13 protein-coding genes are annotated in these 16241 nt (G+C 71.1%); 1 reads left to right on the top strand and 12 read right to left on the bottom strand.

Going from position 1 to position 16241, the window contains the following annotated elements; genetic code table 11:
* Positions 1–29: 29 nt before the first annotated feature.
* The 9 genes from ACFWJO_RS03765 to ACFWJO_RS03725 all read right to left on the bottom strand — a co-directional run bounded on the left by ACFWJO_RS03765 (position 30) and on the right by ACFWJO_RS03725 (position 10672).
* On the bottom strand, positions 30–1613 hold the full coding sequence (locus tag ACFWJO_RS03765; protein WP_386863215.1) for a CHAD domain-containing protein: 1584 nt from the start codon (positions 1611–1613) through the stop codon (positions 30–32).
* 44 nt (positions 1614–1657) lie between these two features.
* Positions 1658–2857 (bottom strand): rod shape-determining protein RodA, encoded by a 1200-nt coding sequence (gene rodA / locus ACFWJO_RS03760; RefSeq protein WP_386863214.1) that lies wholly within the window; start codon positions 2855–2857, stop codon positions 1658–1660.
* Between the two features lie 3 nt (positions 2858–2860).
* Entirely contained in the window at positions 2861–5056 is a 2196-nt protein-coding gene (mrdA, locus tag ACFWJO_RS03755) for a penicillin-binding protein 2 (RefSeq protein ID WP_386863213.1), read from the bottom strand.
* Positions 5057–5075: 19 nt separating this feature from the next.
* Entirely contained in the window at positions 5076–5744 is a 669-nt protein-coding gene (mreD, locus tag ACFWJO_RS03750; protein ID WP_386863212.1) for a rod shape-determining protein MreD, read from the bottom strand.
* Positions 5741–6790 (bottom strand): rod shape-determining protein MreC, encoded by a 1050-nt coding sequence (mreC, locus tag ACFWJO_RS03745; protein WP_386863211.1) that lies wholly within the window; start codon positions 6788–6790, stop codon positions 5741–5743. Before mreC ends, mreD begins: the two co-directional genes overlap by 4 nt.
* A gap of 78 nt (positions 6791–6868) precedes the next feature.
* Positions 6869–7888, bottom strand: a complete 1020-nt coding sequence (locus ACFWJO_RS03740) for a rod shape-determining protein (protein WP_017239313.1) — start codon at positions 7886–7888, stop codon at positions 6869–6871.
* Positions 7889–8181: 293 nt separating this feature from the next.
* A complete protein-coding gene (ndk, locus tag ACFWJO_RS03735; protein ID WP_384421642.1) occupies positions 8182–8595 on the bottom strand; it encodes a nucleoside-diphosphate kinase in 414 nt (137 codons plus the stop codon).
* A 229-nt stretch (positions 8596–8824) separates the two neighbouring features.
* Positions 8825–9196: a DUF4233 domain-containing protein gene (locus ACFWJO_RS03730; RefSeq protein WP_386863210.1), complete on the bottom strand. Its 372-nt coding sequence runs from the start codon at positions 9194–9196 to the stop codon at positions 8825–8827.
* A gap of 3 nt (positions 9197–9199) precedes the next feature.
* Positions 9200–10672, bottom strand: a complete 1473-nt coding sequence (locus tag ACFWJO_RS03725; protein ID WP_386863319.1) for a bifunctional folylpolyglutamate synthase/dihydrofolate synthase — start codon at positions 10670–10672, stop codon at positions 9200–9202.
* Between the two features lie 175 nt (positions 10673–10847).
* Between ACFWJO_RS03725 and ACFWJO_RS03720 the strand changes: the two genes are divergently transcribed.
* Positions 10848–11870 (top strand): rod shape-determining protein, encoded by a 1023-nt coding sequence (locus ACFWJO_RS03720; RefSeq protein ID WP_386863209.1) that lies wholly within the window; start codon positions 10848–10850, stop codon positions 11868–11870.
* Between the two features lie 130 nt (positions 11871–12000).
* Here the strand turns inward: ACFWJO_RS03720 and ACFWJO_RS03715 are convergent, their stop codons facing one another.
* From ACFWJO_RS03715 to ACFWJO_RS03705, 3 genes are all read right to left on the bottom strand, one after another.
* Positions 12001–12177: a hypothetical protein gene (locus tag ACFWJO_RS03715; RefSeq protein WP_386863208.1), complete on the bottom strand. Its 177-nt coding sequence runs from the start codon at positions 12175–12177 to the stop codon at positions 12001–12003.
* 85 nt (positions 12178–12262) lie between these two features.
* Positions 12263–13402, bottom strand: a complete 1140-nt coding sequence (locus ACFWJO_RS03710) for a sensor histidine kinase (protein ID WP_386863207.1) — start codon at positions 13400–13402, stop codon at positions 12263–12265.
* A gap of 206 nt (positions 13403–13608) precedes the next feature.
* Positions 13609–16230, bottom strand: coding sequence for a valine--tRNA ligase (locus ACFWJO_RS03705; protein ID WP_386863206.1), 2622 nt, complete (start codon positions 16228–16230; stop codon positions 13609–13611).
* Positions 16231–16241: the final 11 nt, after the last annotated feature.

Genomic DNA, 16241 nt, shown 5'->3' with positions numbered 1-16241 from the left:
GGGGGCGACTCTCAAGCGTACCCCGGTGCTCAGTGGCTCAGCGCCGCCCGGATTTCCGGGGCCGAGGCCCGCTTCCAGAGCGCCGGGAGCTCCTGCTCGCGGCGCGCGGCCAGGGCCTCCTCGCGGCCGTGCAGAACGCCCCAGGTGAAGGCGGACTCGCCGGCCGCATGGGCCCGGGCGGCGAGGTCGAGCAGGGCGGCGCGGGCGACGACGCTGTCCTGGTGGTCGCCGAGGCAGCTCTGGACGGCCTTCATGCGTTTCGCGAAGCGCTTGGCCGGCTTGCCGAGGGTCGGCACGGCGGCCTCGCCGGCGTAGCGGGCCCGCTTGGCGGCCTTGCGGGCCTCGTGGAGGGCCAGGTCACGGTCGTGGCCGGGCTCCATGTCCAGGGCGCGTTCGACACGGTCGGCGAGGCGGCGGTAGTCGCGCAGGACGGCCTTGGGGAGGGCCTTCTTCGCCTTCCTGCCGGCGCCGGGAAGCAGCGGCGGGTCGGCGAGGAGGGCGTCGAGACGGTCGAGGAGGGCCAGATGGCGGGCGGAGTCGAGGGCGTCGAGGATGCGGCTGCGGGAGGCGCCGCCCTCGCCCGTGCTCCAGGTGCGCAGCCGTTCCCGTACGGGGCCGACGACGAGTTCGTCCGGCAGGGCGTCGAGCGAGGCGCGCAGGCGGGCGTCGAGGACCTGCAGGTCACGGGCCTGCCCGAGCTCCCCACCGAGCCACTTCAGCTCCTCGCCGAGTGGATCGGTCACGTCCCGGTCGAGCACCTTCCGGTACGTCTTGAAGGCGCTGCGCAGCCGGCGCGAGGCGACCCGCATCTGGTGCACGGCGTCGGGGAGGTCGCGCCGCACGGCGGGGTCGAGCGCGACGAGCGCGTCGATCTGCTCGCGCACGTACGCGAGCACGGCGTGTCCGGCGGTTCCCTCGCCGCACGTCGCCTGCCGTGCCGCGCGGCGCGTGCCGTCCTCGCCGCCGCCGTCCTCGTTGCCGCCGTCCTCGCCGCCGCCGGCCGGGCGGGCGCCGGTCTCCTCCAGGGCCCTCGCCAGCTTGGAGGGGGCGTCCGACGGGTGGATGCCCGCCTTCTCCAGGCGTTTGCCGACCGCGTCGAGGACGGCCTCGTCGGCGTCGTCCGCGAGTTCGACCTCGATCTCCGTCCAGGAGGCCTCGGCGCCGGTGGGGAGGTGTTCGGCGTGGACGGTGTCGACGGAGAGTTCGGCGAGGAGGGTGCCGTTCTCCGCCGTGAGGTGGCGGACGTCGCGGGAGGAGCGGAGGCGGACGACGGGCACGACCGCCCGGCCGCGGACGCGGGAACGCAGGAGCCCCGCCAGGGAGCGCGGGAGGCTCTCCGAGAGCGGGGCTCTGATCTCGTCGCGGATTCCGGTCGCGACCGGGAACTTCAGGTGCCAGCCGGCGTCCTTGCCGCCCGTGCGACGGCGCAGGGTCAAGGAGCCGGCGGCGAGGCGCAGGTCGGGCGTGTCGTAGTAGACCGCGTCGAGTTCGGTGACGCCCTCGTCGCGGACGGCCGCCACGCCCCGGACCTTCGTGAGGTCCGGGACCGCCGTCCCCGCACCGGCCTCGTACTTCCGCTCGATCTCGCGCTTCGTCTCCGCGCTGTCCGTCATGCATCGAATCTAGACGGCCGGTGGAGGAAAGGGCAGGGGCCCGCTCAGGCCGTCATGGGTCGCTGCACCCTGATCGACTGGAGCAGTCCGATCGCCACCCACACCGCGAACATCGACGAGCCGCCGTACGAGACGAAGGGCAGCGGCAGGCCCGCGACCGGCATGATGCCGAGCGTCATGCCGATGTTCTCGAAGGACTGGAAGGCGAACCAGGCGATGATGCCGGCCGCCACGACCGTGCCGTACAGCTCGGTCGTCTCCCGGGCGATCCGGCCGGCGCGCCACAGGATCACGCCGAGCAGCGCGAGGATCAGTCCGGCGCCGACGAAGCCGAGCTCCTCGCCCGCGACGGTGTAGATGAAGTCCGTCTGCTGCTCGGGCACGAACTGGCCGGTGGTCTGGTGTCCCTTGAAGAGGCCCGCGCCGTACAGGCCGCCGGAGCCGATCGCGATGCGGGCCTGGTTGGTGTTGTAGCCGACACCGGCCGGGTCGAGCTCGGGGTTGGCGAAGGCCGCGAAGCGGTTGATCTGGTACTCGTCGAGCATGCCGAGCGTGGTCACCAGGACCGCGCCGAGGACGCCCGCGCCGATGAGGCCGAGGACCCAGCGGTTGGAGGCGCCGGAGGCGAGCAGCACGCCGAGCACGATGACCGCCATGACCATCACGGAGCCGAGGTCGGGCATCAGCATGACGATGCCCATGGGCACGGCGGCCAGGGCGAGGGACTTCGCGACCGTGCCGTGGTCGGGGTGGATCTGGTCGCCGGCGTCGACCTTGGCGGCCAGCAGCATGGCCATCACCAGGATGATCGTGATCTTCACGAACTCGCTGGGCTGGAGCGAGAAGCCGCCGCCGATCACGATCCACGCGTGCGCGCCGTTGATGGTCGCGCCGAGCGGGGTGAGGACGGCGAGGATCAGCAGGATCGAGATGCCGTAGAGGACCGGCACGGCGCCGCGCAGCGTGCGGTGGCCGAGCCAGACCGTGCCGATCATCAGCGCGAGCCCGATGCCGGTGTTCAGGACGTGCCGGAACAGGAAGTAGTACGGGTCGCCCTGGTTCAGCTCGGTCCGGCCGCGCGTGGCGGACCAGACGAGCAGGGCCCCCAGGAGCGAGAGCGCGAGCGAGGACAGCAGGATCGGCCAGTCGAGCCGGCGCAGCACCGAGTCGCGGGCGGTGAGCCGGGCGAGGGCGCCGCGCTCGGGCGCGTAGCGGGAGACGGAGAAACTCGTGCGTGTCGTCATCGGTCAGTCCCTCAGGAAGGGGGGCGGGCCGTGGAGCGGCTCCTGTCCGCCGCGGTTCTGTTCGGCGTTCGGGTCGACCAGCTGCGACGTGGGGTCGTACGGCTTGACGGTGGGCGCCTCGATGGTGCCGTCGGGCAGGATCTTCGGCAGGGTCTTCTGCGGCCGGGGCAGCAGGGCCCGCTTGAGGTCCTGGTTGCCGGCGTCGTCGAGGCCGTAGAGGGCGTCGTAGATGTTGCGCACGGCGGGGCCGGAGGCGCCGGAGCCGGTGCCGCCCTGGGAGATCGTCATGACGATGGTGAAGTCGTCGGTGTAGGTCGCGAACCAGGAGGTGGTCTGCTTGCCGTAGACCTGGGCGGTGCCGGTCTTGGCGTGCATCGGGATCTTGTCCTGGGGCCAGCCGCCGAACCGCCAGGCGGCGGTGCCGCCCGGCTCGACGACGGAGCGCAGGCCCTTGTCGAGGTCGCGGATGGTCTGGGCGTCGACCGGCAGCCGGCCGTGGGCCTTGGGCTCGATCTCGCGGATCTGCTTGCCGTCGGGGCTGATGACGGCCTTGCCGATGGTGGGGTTGTAGAGGGTGCCGCCGTTGCTGATGGCCGCGTAGGCGGTGGCCAGCTGGATGGGGGTGATGAGGACGTCACCCTGGCCGATGGCGAAGTTGATGCTGTCGTAGGCCTTCAGCTGGTTGCCTTCGAGGCAGCTCTCGTAGGCGATCTGCTCGACGTAGCTGCCGCCCTTCTTGCCCTGCTTGCACCAGGCGTCCTTGTTGGCCTCCCAGAAGCTCTGCTTCCACTGGCGGTCCGGGATGCGGCCCTTGACCTCGTTCGGGACGTCGATGCCGGTCTCGGCGCCGAACCCGAACTCGTGGGCGGTCCGGTAGAACCAGTCCTTGGCGTCCTTCTTCGGCTTGAGGCCGCCGTCGCGGGACCACTCCTGGTGGCCGAGGCGGTAGAAGACGGTGTTGCAGGAGAACTTGAGGGCGTCGCCGAGGGTGATGGGGCCGTGGCCCTTGGACTCGAAGTTGGCGAAGCTGCGGTTGCCCATGCTGTACGAGCTGCTGCAGAGGTACTTGTCGTTGAAGTCGTTGCCGGCGCGCACGGCCGCGCTCGCCGACACCACCTTGAAGACGGAGCCGGCCGGTGCCTGGCCCTGGATGGCCCGGTTGAGCAGCGGGTAGTTGGAGTCCTTGCTGGTGAGGGCGGCGTAGTCCTTGGCGGAGATGCCGCCGACCCAGGCGTTGGGGTCGTAGTCGGGCTGGGAGGCCATCGCGACGACGCGGCCGGTCTTCGACTCCATGACGACGACGGCGCCGGCGTCGGCCTCGTACTTGCGGCCGGTGATCTTGTCGGTCTCGCCGCGGACCGTCTTCATCGCCTGGGCGAGCTCGTACTCGGCGACGGCCTGCACCCGGGCGTCGATGCTGGTGACGAGGGTGGAGCCGGCCACGCCGGGGTCGGACTTCGTCTGGCCCATGACCCGGCCGAGGTTGTCCACCTCGTAGCGGGTGACGCCGGCCTGGCCGCGCAGCTCCTTGTCGTACGTGCGCTCGATGCCGGAGCGGCCCACCTGGTCGGAGCGGAGGAACGGCGAGTCCGTGTCCTTGGCCTTCGCGATCTCCTCGTCCGTGACGGGCGAGAGGTAGCCGAGGACCTGGGCGGTACGGGCCTTGCCGGGCGCCGGGTAGCGGCGCACGGCGGCGAGTTCGGCGGTGATGCCGGGGAAGTCCTCGGAGGCCTCACGGATCGTCAGCGCCTGCTGGGTGGTCGCCTCGTCGGTGACCGGGATCGGCTGGTAGGGCGAGCCGTTCCAGCAGGGCTTGGGCGTCTGGGAGTCGCAGAGCCGGATCTTGTTCATGACGTCCTGGGGCTTCATGCCGAGGACGCCGGCGAGCCGGGTGAGGACGGCCTTGCCGTCGTCCTTCATCTTCATCAGCTCGGTGCGCGAGGCGGAGACGACGAGCCGGGTCTCGTTGTCGGCGAGCGGGACGCCGCGGGCGTCGAGGATGGAGCCGCGCACGGCGGGCTGGACGACCTGCTGGATGTTGTTGCTCTTGGCCTCGTCGGCGTACTCCTTGCCGTTGCGGATCTGGAGGTACCAGAGGCGTCCGCCGAGGGTGAAGAGCAGGGAGAAGACGAGTACCTGGATGACGACGAGCCGGATCTGGACGCGGGGTGTCCGCCCGGTCTCGGGGATGTTGCTCATGCTGCCGCTGCCCCCTGGGTCACAGTCGCTTGACTCCCTTGATGCGTCCGGCGCGTGCGGCGCGGGTCCGGGCGGCCTTGACGCGCAGACCGCTGCGCTGGGTGCCGATCCTCAGGCCGGTGCCGGAGGAGAGCCAGCCGGAGGCGACGTCGGCTCCGTTGGCGCCGCCGGCCTCGGCCAGCGGGTCGTTGTCCGCGCGCCGGGCGACGGCCATGATGAGCGGCACGGTGAAGGGCGCGAGGAGCAGGTCGTAGAGGGCCGCGGTGAACAGCAGGAAGCCGAGGCCGACATGACGGGCCGCCGTGTCGCCGACGAGGGCGCCGACACCCGCGTAGAGGAGGGTCGAGCCGATGGCGGCGGCGACGACCACGGCCATGGGCCCGCTGGCGGACTTGAGCCGGCCGTTCTCGGGGCGGGCGAGTCCGCAGAGGTAGCCGACGACGCACAGCACGAGGGCGTAGCGCCCGGCCGCGTGGTCGGCGGGCGGGGCGAGGTCGGCGAGCAGCCCGGCGGTGAAGCCGACGAGGGCGCCGGTCACGTGTCCGTACACCAGGGCGAGGGCGACGACCGTGAGCAGGACGAGGTCGGGGACGGCGCCCGGGAGCTGGAGCCGGGCGAGGACGGAGACCTGGACGACGAGCGCGACGACGACCAGGGTGGCGGAGAGGAGGATGCGGTTGAACTTCACGGTGTCTCCCCCTGGTCCTGCGGCTGGTTCGCGGCGTTCGGCTGCTGGTCCTGGTCCTCCGGCTTCACGCCCTGCTGGTTCTGGTCCTCCGGCTTCACGCCCTGCTGCTGGTTCTGGTTCTGCCCGGCCTGCTGTCCGTCCGGTGGCGGCGGCGTGACCGTGACGGTGACGGTCGGGGCGGGCTTGGGCTTGGGCGGCAGGACCATGTCGCGCGGGTCGGTGCGCGGGGCCTGGATGACGACGCCGACGATGTCGAGCTTGGTGAAGCCGACGTACGGGCGGACGTAGACGTTGCGGGTCAGACCGCCGCCCAGGGGGTCGACGCGGACGACCTCGCCGACCGGCACCCCGGGCACGAAGGGCTTGCTGCCCGCGGAGCCGAAGGTGACGAGGCGGTCGCCGGCCTTGACGCTGGCCTTGCCGTTGAGGAGCTGGACCAGCAGCGGGCCGTCGCCCTGCCCGGTGGCGAAGCCGAGTTCGTCGCTCTTCTCCATGCGGGTGCCGACGGTGAAGTCGGGGTCGTTGGCGAGGAGCACGGTGGAGGTGGAGGGGCCGACGGTGGTGACGCGGCCGACCAGTCCGGAGCCGTTGAGCACCGTCATGTCGCGCCGGACGCCGTCGCGGGCGCCGATGTCGATGGTGACGGTCCAGGAGAAGCCCTGGGCCGCTCCTATGGCGATGACCTGGGCGCCCTTGATGCCGTACTGGCCGGCGCCGGCGGTCTTCAGCATGGCGTCGAGTTCGCGCAGCCGGTTGCGGTTGCGGTCGTCGCTGCCGAGCTTCGCCTTGAGCGCGGCGTTCTCCTGCTCCAGGGCGGCGATCCGGTTGTGCCGCTCACCGGAGTCGCGGACCGCTCCTATCGCGTTGCCGATGGGGTCGACCGCCGAGGCGACTCCGTTCTCGACGGGGCCGAAGACCGCGGCCGCGGCCTGTCGGGCACCGTCGACCGGCGACTCCTGGCCTCCTCGGATGTCCACCGTGATCAGTGCGAACGCGATGGCGATCAGCAGTACCAGAAGCAGCCGGCTCTCTCGTGTGTCCCTCACGTGCGGCGGCCGTGCCCTTCCCTCGTGGTTCGTTGTGGAGATGTGCGTACCGTACGGGCCGGAGCCCGGCCCGTACGGTCAGCGGCGCGGCTGGGCGTCGAGGACCTGCTGGAGCGCCTCGAACTCCTCGACGCACTTGCCGGAGCCCAGCGCCACCGAGTCCAGCGGGTCCTCGGCGATGTGGATCGGCATGCCGGTCTCACGGCGCAGCCGCTCGTCCAGACCGCGGAGCAGCGCGCCGCCACCGGTGAGAACGATGCCGCGGTCCATGACGTCACCGGACAGCTCCGGCGGGCACTTGTCGAGCGTGGTCTTCACCGCGTCGACGATGGCGTTGACCGGCTCCTCGATGGCCTTGCGGACCTCGGCGGCCGAGATGACGACGGTCTTGGGGAGTCCCGAGACGAGGTCGCGGCCCCGGATCTCGGTGTGCTCGTCCTTGTCGAGGTCGTAGGCCGAACCGATGGTGATCTTGATCTGTTCGGCGGTCCGCTCACCGAGGAGGAGCGAGTACTCCTTCTTGATGTGCTGGATGATCGCGTTGTCGAGCTCGTCGCCGGCCACCCGGATGGACTGTGCCGTGACGATTCCGCCGAGGGAGATGACGGCCACCTCGGTGGTGCCGCCGCCGATGTCGACGACCATGTTGCCGGTGGCCTCGTGGACCGGAAGGCCCGAGCCGATGGCCGCGGCCATGGGCTCCTCGATGATGTGCACCTGGCGGGCACCGGCCTGGGTGGAGGCCTCGATGACGGCGCGGCGCTCGACTCCGGTGATGCCGGAGGGCACGCAGACCACGACCCGGGGGCGGGCCAGGTAGCGACGCTTGTGGATCTTGAGGATGAAGTAGCGCAGCATGCGCTCGGTGATCTCGAAGTCGGCGATCACCCCGTCCTTGAGCGGACGGACGGCGACGATGTTGCCGGGCGTGCGGCCGATCATCTTCTTCGCCTCGGCACCGACCGCGAGGATCCCGCCGGTGTTGGTGTTGATCGCGACGACGGACGGCTCGTTCAGAACGATGCCTCGACCCCTGACGTACACCAGCGTGTTGGCGGTCCCGAGGTCGACAGCCATGTCACGGCCGATGAACGACATTGAGTTCCCCTTGTTTCCCATGAGGATGCGTCGGGCCTTCCCTAGCGGAGCGTTGACGGCTTCTCAGGTCGGCGAGGTGGTGACTGAAGGTGGTGCGGCGTGGAGTTTTCCCATCGTAGTGCCGCCCGCACGGATACCGCGCGGCGGACCGCCCCAGTCCACCTCTGTATAGGTGACGGTATGACGCGGCGATCCGTTCCCGGGATCGACGTTCATATGCCTGGGGGCGACCGAATTCCTTCGGTCGCCCCCAGGGTTGGCGCTGATCGGCTGACGCCAGGTCAGGGCCGGTGTCAGACGAGGCCAGGGAAGAAGATCTTCAGTTCCCGAATGGCGGACTCCTCGGAGTCCGAGGCGTGGATCAGGTTCTCGCGGACGATGGTGCCGTAGTCGCCGCGGATGGAGCCCGGGGCGGCGGCGATCGGGTCGGTCGGACCGGCCAGGGTGCGCAGACCCTCGATGACCCGCTCGCCCTCGACGACGAGCGCGACGACCGGACCGGACTGCATGAAGCCCATCAGCGGCTCGTAGAAGGGCTTGCCCTTGTGCTCGCCGTAGTGCTGCTCCAGCGTCTCCTGGTCCAGCTCGCGCATCTCCAGGGCCGTGATGGTCCAGCCCGCCTTGCGCTCGATACGGCCGATGATCTCGCCGATCAGACCACGGCGGACGGCGTCGGGCTTGAGCAGGACGAGCGATCGCTGGCTCACGGGGGAACTCCTTCAGACAACGGTGTGCGGGGCTAGGGCCTGTCCGGCGGACCAGGGCCGGACAGGTCGCGGCGTCTGGTGCGGTGCATCGCAAGGCGCCGGAGCGTCGCGATAGCGGAGCTATCGGGGCGTTTCGGCAACGCGGCGAGGTGCCGTGCCAGACGCCGCGAACCCGGCCATGGTCCGCCGGACAGGCCCTAAGAATCTACAGGGCCCGCATCAGCCGTCATCACGCAGCGTCAGGCCTTGCGGAGCCGGCCGACGCCGCCTCCTGGCGGGCGGCCCAGTCGGCCTTGACGGCGTCGATCTTCCGGCCGTAGTGCACCGAGGCCCACCACAGGACGGCGAAGACGGCGCCGAGGAAGAACATGACCGGCACCACGAAACCGCTCGCGACCAGCGCGATCTGCAGGGCCCAGCCCAGCTGGACGCCGCCCGGACGGGTGATCATCCCGCACAGCAGCACCGACAGGACCATGGCGATCCCGCAGACCCACCACACCGTCGACATCGCCAGCGAGTCGTCCTTCATCGCGACCAGGCCGGCGAACCCGATGACGAAGAACTCGCCGATCAGCGTCGAGGAACACAGCACCCGCATGGGTCAGCCCTTCTTGAGCAGCAGCCGGGCGTCGCCGACCGTGAAGATCGAACCCGTCACGAGGACGCCCGCGCCCGCGTACTCGCCCTCTTCCTCGGCGAGCGTGATCGCCGTCTCCAGCGCGTCGTCGAGCCGCGGCTCGACGACCACCCGGTCCTCGCCGAAGACCTCGACCGCGATCGCGGCGAGCGCGTCGACGTCGGTGGCCCGCGGGTTGGAGTTGGCGGTGACCACGACCTCCGCGAAGATCGGCTCGAAGGCCTCGAGGAGGCCCTTCGCGTCCTTGTCGCCGCTGGTGGACACGACGCCGATGAGCCGGGAGAAGCCGAAGGCCTCGCTGACGCCCTCGGCGGTGGCCCGTGCGCCGTGCGGGTTGTGCGCCGCGTCGAGGATGACGGTCGGCGACTTGCGGACCACCTCCAGGCGGCCCGGAGAGGCCACCTGGGCGAAGGCGCGGCGGACCGTGTCGATGTCCAGGGTGCGGGCGTGCTGCGCGCCGATGCCGAAGAAGGCCTCGACGGCGGCCAGCGCCACGGCCGCGTTGTGCGCCTGGTACGCGCCGTGCAGCGGCAGGAACACCTCGTCGTACTCGCCGCCGAGGCCGCGCAGGGTGAGGAGCTGGCCGCCGACCGCCACCTCGCGGGAGACGACGCCGAACTCCATGCCCTCGCGGGCCACGGTCGCGTCCACGTCGACGGCCTTCTTCAGGAGCACCTGGGCGGCGTCGACCGGCTGCTGGGCGAGGATCACGGTCGCGCCCTGCTTGATGATCCCGGACTTCTCGCCGGCGATCTCGCCGGGCGTCCCGCCGAGCCGGTCGGTGTGGTCCAGGTCGATCGGGGTGACGACGGCGACGGAGGCGTCGATGACGTTCGTGGCGTCCCAGGTGCCGCCCATGCCGACCTCGACGACGGCCACGTCGACCGGGGCGTCGGCGAAGGCCGCGTACGCCATGCCGGTCAGCACCTCGAAGAAGGACAGCCGGTACTCCTCGCGGGCGTCGACCAGCTCCACGTACGGCGCGATGTCCCGGTACGTCTCGACGAAGCGCTCCGGGTCGATCGGGGCGCCGTCGAGGCTGATCCGCTCGGTGATGGTCTGCACGTGCGGCGAGGTGTAGCGGCCGGTGCGCAGGTCGAAGGCGCCGAGCAGCGCCTCGATCATGCGGGCGGTGGAGGTCTTGCCGTTGGTGCCCGTGATGTGGATCGACGGGTACGCGCGCTGCGGCTCGCCGAGGACGTCCATCAGGGCCGCGATCCGGGTGACCGACGGCTCCAGCTTGGTCTCGCCCCAGCGCGTCGACAGCTCGGTCTCGACCTCGCGCAGTGCCTTGTCGACCTCCGGGTCGGCGGGCCGGGAGGGCACCGGGTCGCCCTGCGGCGGGCCGGACATGGCGCGCAGGGTGCGGCTGCCGGCCTCGATCACCGCCAGGTCGGGGTCGCGGGTCGTCTCGGCGTCGACGATGTCGTCGAACAGGTCGCCCTGGTCGCTGTCGTCGGACCGGTCGTCGTCGAACTGGTCGCGGTCGCTCTGGTCGCTCGGCTCACTCACGTGCCCAGTCTACGGAGGGGCACCGACAGGACCATGGACCCACCCCTTTCGGGACTTTCGGTCCACCGCCCGGAGGAGCCGCCCGGCAAAATTGGCGATCATGGACATAGGCATCGATCTCGGCACCGCCAACACCCTCCTCTACGCCCGCGGACGGGGCATCGTCCTCAACGAGCCGTCCGTCGTGGCGGTCCAGGAGGGCTCGCGGTCGGCCCTCGCGGTCGGTGCGGAGGCGAAGGAGACGATCGGCCGGACCCCGGGTTCGATCACCGCGATCCGTCCGCTGAAGGACGGCGTGATCAGCGACTACGAGGCGGCCGAGGAGATGATCCGGCACTTCGTGCGCAAGGCGGTGCCGGGCCGCCGGCTCCCCCGGACCCGCATGGTCGTCTGCGTGCCCAGCGGGGTGACCCCGGTCGAGCGGCGCGCCATCGTGCACGCCTCGCGCTCGGCGGGCGCCCGGGCGGTGCACCTCGTGGAGGAGCCGATGGCGGCCGCGATCGGCGCGGGCCTTCCGGTCTCGGACCCCCGCGGGTCGATGGTCGTCGACATCGGCGGCGGCACGACGGAGGTGGCCGTCATCTCGCTCGGAGGGATCGTCACCGCGCAGTCGCTGCGGGTCGGCGGCGACCGGCTGGACGCGGCGATCTGCGACTACGTGCGCAAGGAGCACGCGCTGCTGATCGGCGAGCGGACCTCGGAGGACGTGAAGGTGGCGATCGGCTCGGCGTGGCCGGTGCCCGGTGACGAGGAGTTCGAGGCGCGCACGTTCACCGTGCGGGGCCGGGAGAAGATCAGCGGCCTGCCGCGGACGGTGGAGCTGACGGTGCCGGAGGTGCGGGCCGCGCTCGACGAGCCGGTCGAGGCCGTCATCGCGGCCGTCAAGGCCACCCTGGAGGAGTGCCCGCCCGAGCTGTCCGGCGACGTGATGGAGCACGGCATCGTGCTGACCGGCGGTGGTGCGCTGCTGCCGGGCCTCGACCTGCGGATGGCCTCGGCGACGGGCATCCCGGTCTTCGTGGCCGACGATCCCCTGGACTGCGTGGCGCTCGGCTCGGGCCGGTGCGTGGAGGACTTCGACGCTCTGGAGCGGGTGCTCGGCAAGGCGGAGGTGGTCCGCTAGAAGGGCGCCTCGGCCGGACTTGCCGGGGCGCCGGGTGGCGGCGGGGTCCCGTGGCTTCCGGCCCTTCACCGGCCCCGCCGGTCCGGCCGTGGGAGGCCGGGCCGGCGTACGGCGGGGATAGGGCGGGAATTCACCCCAGCAGGACCGTGACGATGACCACCACGGCCACGATGCCGAGGACGATGGCCCAGACGGGCCAGTTGCCGCGGCGCCCCGGTTCCTCCGGGCCGCCGCCGCGCGGGCGGTCCTCTGCGAGGCGGGGGTTGTCCGGCCGGTCGCGCGAGTAGAAGTCCCGGTCGTCGGCCATAGGGCATCACTCCTTCGTGAACCCTGCGGGTACCCGCCTCCGCCGGGGCAGGAAACCTGCTGCGGCCGACCCGTCGGCGCGGGCCCTAACGGCTCAGCCCCGACGGCAGGGTCGCCGTCACCACGTAGGCGCCGTGTTCGCGGCGGGCCTTCAGGGTGCCGCCCATGCTGGTGACGCGTTCGTCCATGGAGAAGAGGCCGGTCCCGGTCGAGACGGGGGCGCGGTCCGGCGGGGTCTGGGCGAGGGGGTTGCGGACCTCGACGCGCAGGGACGGGCCGTCGACGTCGATGGTGACGCTGACGGGGAGGCCGGGCGCGTGCTTGACGGCGTTCGTGAGGCACTCCTGGACCACCCGGTGGACGGCCGTCTGGCGCAGCGGCGACAGCGCCTTCGCCTCCTCGGACACCCGGACGTCGACGGGGCTGCCCATCCGTTCGCTCTCCTCGGCGAGCGCGGTCAGCCCTTCGAGGCCGGGCGTGGCGGCGGCGCCGTCGCCGCGCCGTACGACCGTCTCGTTGAGCATGTGGTGGGCGCGCCGCGCGGTGTCGGCGAGCTCCTCGAAGTCCTTCTGGTGCGCCTCTCCCCTCGCCCGTACGGCCAGCACCTCGGCCCGCACCGCCAGCACGGTGAGCTCGCGGCCCACCAGGTCGTGGACGTCCCGCCCGACCGAGATCCGCTCCTCCTGGACGGCCTGCCGGGCGGCGGCCTCCCGCCGCTGGGCCTCCAGGGCGCGCACGAGGTCGTGACGGTACGCGGCGATGCCGACGCCCGTGGCGAGGACGCCGATCGGGACGACGAGGCTCAGGAAGTCGCTGAGGTTCTCGCCGTGCGGGCCGGGCCAGCCGGGGGTCTCGTAGTACGCGTAGGCCGCTCCGACGTACAGCAGGGTGGCCAGGACGGCGACCCGGCGGCCCCGGAAGCGGCCGAGCGAGTACAGCGCGAACTGGATCATGGTGAGCTCGTGCAGCCAGCCCATCAGGCCGATCGCCACCAGGAAGGGCACCCAGGGCGCCTTCCGCCGCAGCACCAGGGTGGCCGCGCCGGCCCCGAGGACGAGGGTGGCGGTGGCCCCGGTGAGCGAGTTGTCCGCGCGGGCGAGTCCCGGCACGTCCAGGAGCATCAGGCCGAAGGCGCTGAGCGCGGCGACGACGTCCGCCGCCCTGGGCGACACCGCCCACCGGTCCACGCGGCGGCGCAGCGCGGACGGGGCGGAAAGAGGAACCATGCGTTCCATCATCCCGGGTCCTTCGTCCCGCCGCCGGGGACCCGAAGTCCCGTCCCGTGTGACATCGGGCACTTTGCCCGGATCGCCGTTTCACTCCGAAATGGGCACGAAACACCGCGTCCGGCGGAGGGACACGGCGAACGGGCACGACGAAGGGGCCCGGAACCACCACGCGTGGTCCCGGGCCCCTTCGTCAGCCGTGCGTGCTACGCCTCCGGCAGGTTCGCCAGCTGCGCCTGGATGCGGGCGATGTCCTCGTCCGCCTTGGCGAGGCGGGTGCGGATCTTGTCCACCACGTTGTCCGGCGCCTTCGCCAGGAAGGCCTCGTTGCCGAGCTTGCCCTCGGCCTGCGCCTTCTCCTTCTCGGCGGCGGCGAGGTCCTTCGCGAGCCGCTTGCGCTCGGCGGCGACGTCGATCGTGCCCGACAGGTCGAGCGAGACCGTCGCGCCGGCGACCGGCAGGGAGGCGGTGGCGGAGAAGCCCTCGCCTTCCGGCTGGAGGCGGAGCAGCTGGCGGATGGCAGCCTCGTGCGCGGCAAGGGGGGTGCCGTCGAGCTCGAGGCGGGCCGGAACCTTCTGGCCGGGCTGGAGACCCTGGTCGGCGCGGAAGCGGCGGACCTCGGTGACCACCTGCTGGAGGTTCTCGATCTCGGCCTCGGCGGCGTCGTCGCGGAAGCCGCTGTCGTTCGGCCACTCGGCGATGACCAGGGACTCACGACCGGTGAGCGTGGTCCACAGGGTCTCCGTGACGAACGGGACGATCGGGTGCAGCAGGCGCAGCATGACGTCCAGGACCTCGCCGAGGACCCGGCCGGAGACCTTGGCCTGCTCGCCGCCGGCGAAGAAGGTCGTCTTCGACAGCTCGACGTACCAGTCGAAGACCTCGTCCCACGCGAAGTGGTACAGCGCGTCGCTGAGCTTCGCGAACTGGTAGTCCTCGTAGTACGCGTCGACCTGGGCGACCGTCTTGTTGAGACGGGACAGGATCCAGCGGTCGGTCGCGGACAGCTGCTCGACCGGGGGAAGTTCGCCCTCGACCGTCGCACCGTTCATCAGCGCGAAGCGGGTCGCGTTCCAGATCTTGTTGGCGAAGTTCCGGGACGCCTTGACCCAGTCCTCGCCGATCGGGACGTCGACGCCCGGGTTGGCGCCGTTGGCCAGGGTGAAGCGGACGGCGTCGGAACCGTACTGGTCCATCCAGTCCAGCGGGTTGACCACGTTGCCGAAGGACTTCGACATCTTCTTGCCGTTCTGGTCACGGACCATGCCGTGCAGGGCGATGGTGTGGAACGGCGGGGTGCCGTCCATCGCGTACAGACCGAACATCATCATCCGGGCGACCCAGAAGAAGAGGATGTCGTAGCCGGTGACGAGGACGGAGTTCGGGTAGAACTTCGCGAGGCTGTCGGTCTGCTCCGGCCAGCCGAGCGTGGAGAACGGCCACAGGCCGGAGGAGAACCAGGTGTCGAGGACGTCGCTGTCCTGGCGCCAGCCCTCGCCGGTGGGCGGCTCCTCGTCGGGGCCGACGCAGACGACCTCGCCGTTCGGGCCGTACCAGACCGGGATGCGGTGACCCCACCACAGCTGGCGCGAGATGCACCAGTCGTGCAGGTTGTCGACCCAGTCGAAGTACCGCTTCTCCATCTCCTGCGGGTGGATCTTGACCTTTCCGTCGCGGACCGCGTCACCGGCGGCCTTCGCGAGCGGCCCGACCTTGACCCACCACTGCATGGAGAGCCGCGGCTCGATGGTGGTCTTGCAGCGCGAGCAGTGGCCGACGGAGTGGGTGTACGGCCGCTTCTCGGCGACGATCCGGCCCTCGGCGCGCAGCGCGGCGACGATCGCGGAGCGGGCCTCCAGACGGTCCAGGCCCTGGAAGGGACCGTGGACGGTGATGACCGCGTGCTCGTCCATGACGGCGATCGACGGGAGGTCGTGCCGCTGGCCGATCTCGAAGTCGTTCGGGTCGTGGGCGGGCGTCACCTTGACCGCGCCGGTGCCGAACGCGGGGTCGACGTGCTCGTCGGCGACGACCGGGATCCGGCGGCCGGTGAGCGGCAGCTCGATCTCTGTGCCGACCAGGTGCTTGTAGCGCTCGTCGTCCGGGTGGACGGCGACGGCGGTGTCGCCCAGCATCGTCTCGGCGCGGGTCGTGGCGACGACGATCTCCGCGTCCCCGGAGCCGTACCGGATGGAGACGAGCTCGCCGTCGTCGTCCTGGTACTCGACCTCGATGTCCGAGATCGCGGTGAGGCAGCGGGGGCACCAGTTGATGATGCGCTCGGCGCGGTAGATCAGCTCGTCGTCGTAGAGCTTCTTGAAGATGGTCTGGACGGCCTTCGACAGGCCCTCGTCCATGGTGAAGCGCTCGCGGGACCAGGCGACGCCGTCGCCGAGGCGGCGCATCTGGCCGGAGATCTGACCGCCGGACTCGGCCTTCCACTTCCAGACGCGCTCGACGAAGGCCTCACGGCCCAGGTCGTGGCGGGACTTGCCCTCCTTCGCGAGCTCGCGCTCGACGACGTTCTGGGTGGCGATGCCGGCGTGGTCCATGCCCGGCTGCCACAGCGTCTCGTAGCCCTGCATCCGCTTGCGGCGGGTGAGGGCGTCGATCAGCGTGTGCTCGAAGGCGTGGCCCAGGTGGAGCGAACCGGTGACGTTCGGCGGCGGGATGACGATGGTGAACGGCGGCTTGTCGCTCTTCTCGTCCGCCTCGAAGTACCCGCGCTCTACCCAGCGCTCGTACAGCGGCCCCTCTACCTCGGCCGGCGTGTACTGGGTCGGCAATTCGGTGGTGGCTGCTGTCTGCTGCTGAGTGTTCTCGGTCACGGGCCCAGTTT

The sequence above is a fragment of the Streptomyces sp. NPDC127092 genome (assembly GCF_042722475.1).
In the GTDB taxonomy this organism is placed as follows: Bacteria; Actinomycetota; Actinomycetes; order Streptomycetales; family Streptomycetaceae; genus Streptomyces.
Note: the sequence above shows the minus strand (reverse complement) of the source record. Positions and strands in the feature narration are given on the sequence as shown.

Bases quoted from the DNA above. Each gene is read 5' to 3' on its own strand.
- ACFWJO_RS03765 (WP_386863215.1), bottom strand. From the start codon at position 1,613: ATGACGGACAGCGCGGAGACGAAGCGCGAGATCGAGCGGAAGTACGAG.
- rodA (WP_386863214.1), bottom strand. From the start codon at position 2,857: ATGACGACACGCACGAGTTTCTCCGTCTCCCGCTACGCGCCCGAGCGC.
- mrdA (WP_386863213.1), bottom strand. From the start codon at position 5,056: ATGAGCAACATCCCCGAGACCGGGCGGACACCCCGCGTCCAGATCCGG.
- ACFWJO_RS03740 (WP_017239313.1), bottom strand. From the start codon at position 7,888: ATGTCGTTCATCGGCCGTGACATGGCTGTCGACCTCGGGACCGCCAAC.
- ACFWJO_RS03730 (WP_386863210.1), bottom strand. From the start codon at position 9,196: ATGCGGGTGCTGTGTTCCTCGACGCTGATCGGCGAGTTCTTCGTCATC.
- ACFWJO_RS03720 (WP_386863209.1), top strand. From the start codon at position 10,848: ATGGACATAGGCATCGATCTCGGCACCGCCAACACCCTCCTCTACGCC.
- ACFWJO_RS03715 (WP_386863208.1), bottom strand. From the start codon at position 12,177: ATGGCCGACGACCGGGACTTCTACTCGCGCGACCGGCCGGACAACCCC.
- ACFWJO_RS03710 (WP_386863207.1), bottom strand. From the start codon at position 13,402: ATGGTTCCTCTTTCCGCCCCGTCCGCGCTGCGCCGCCGCGTGGACCGG.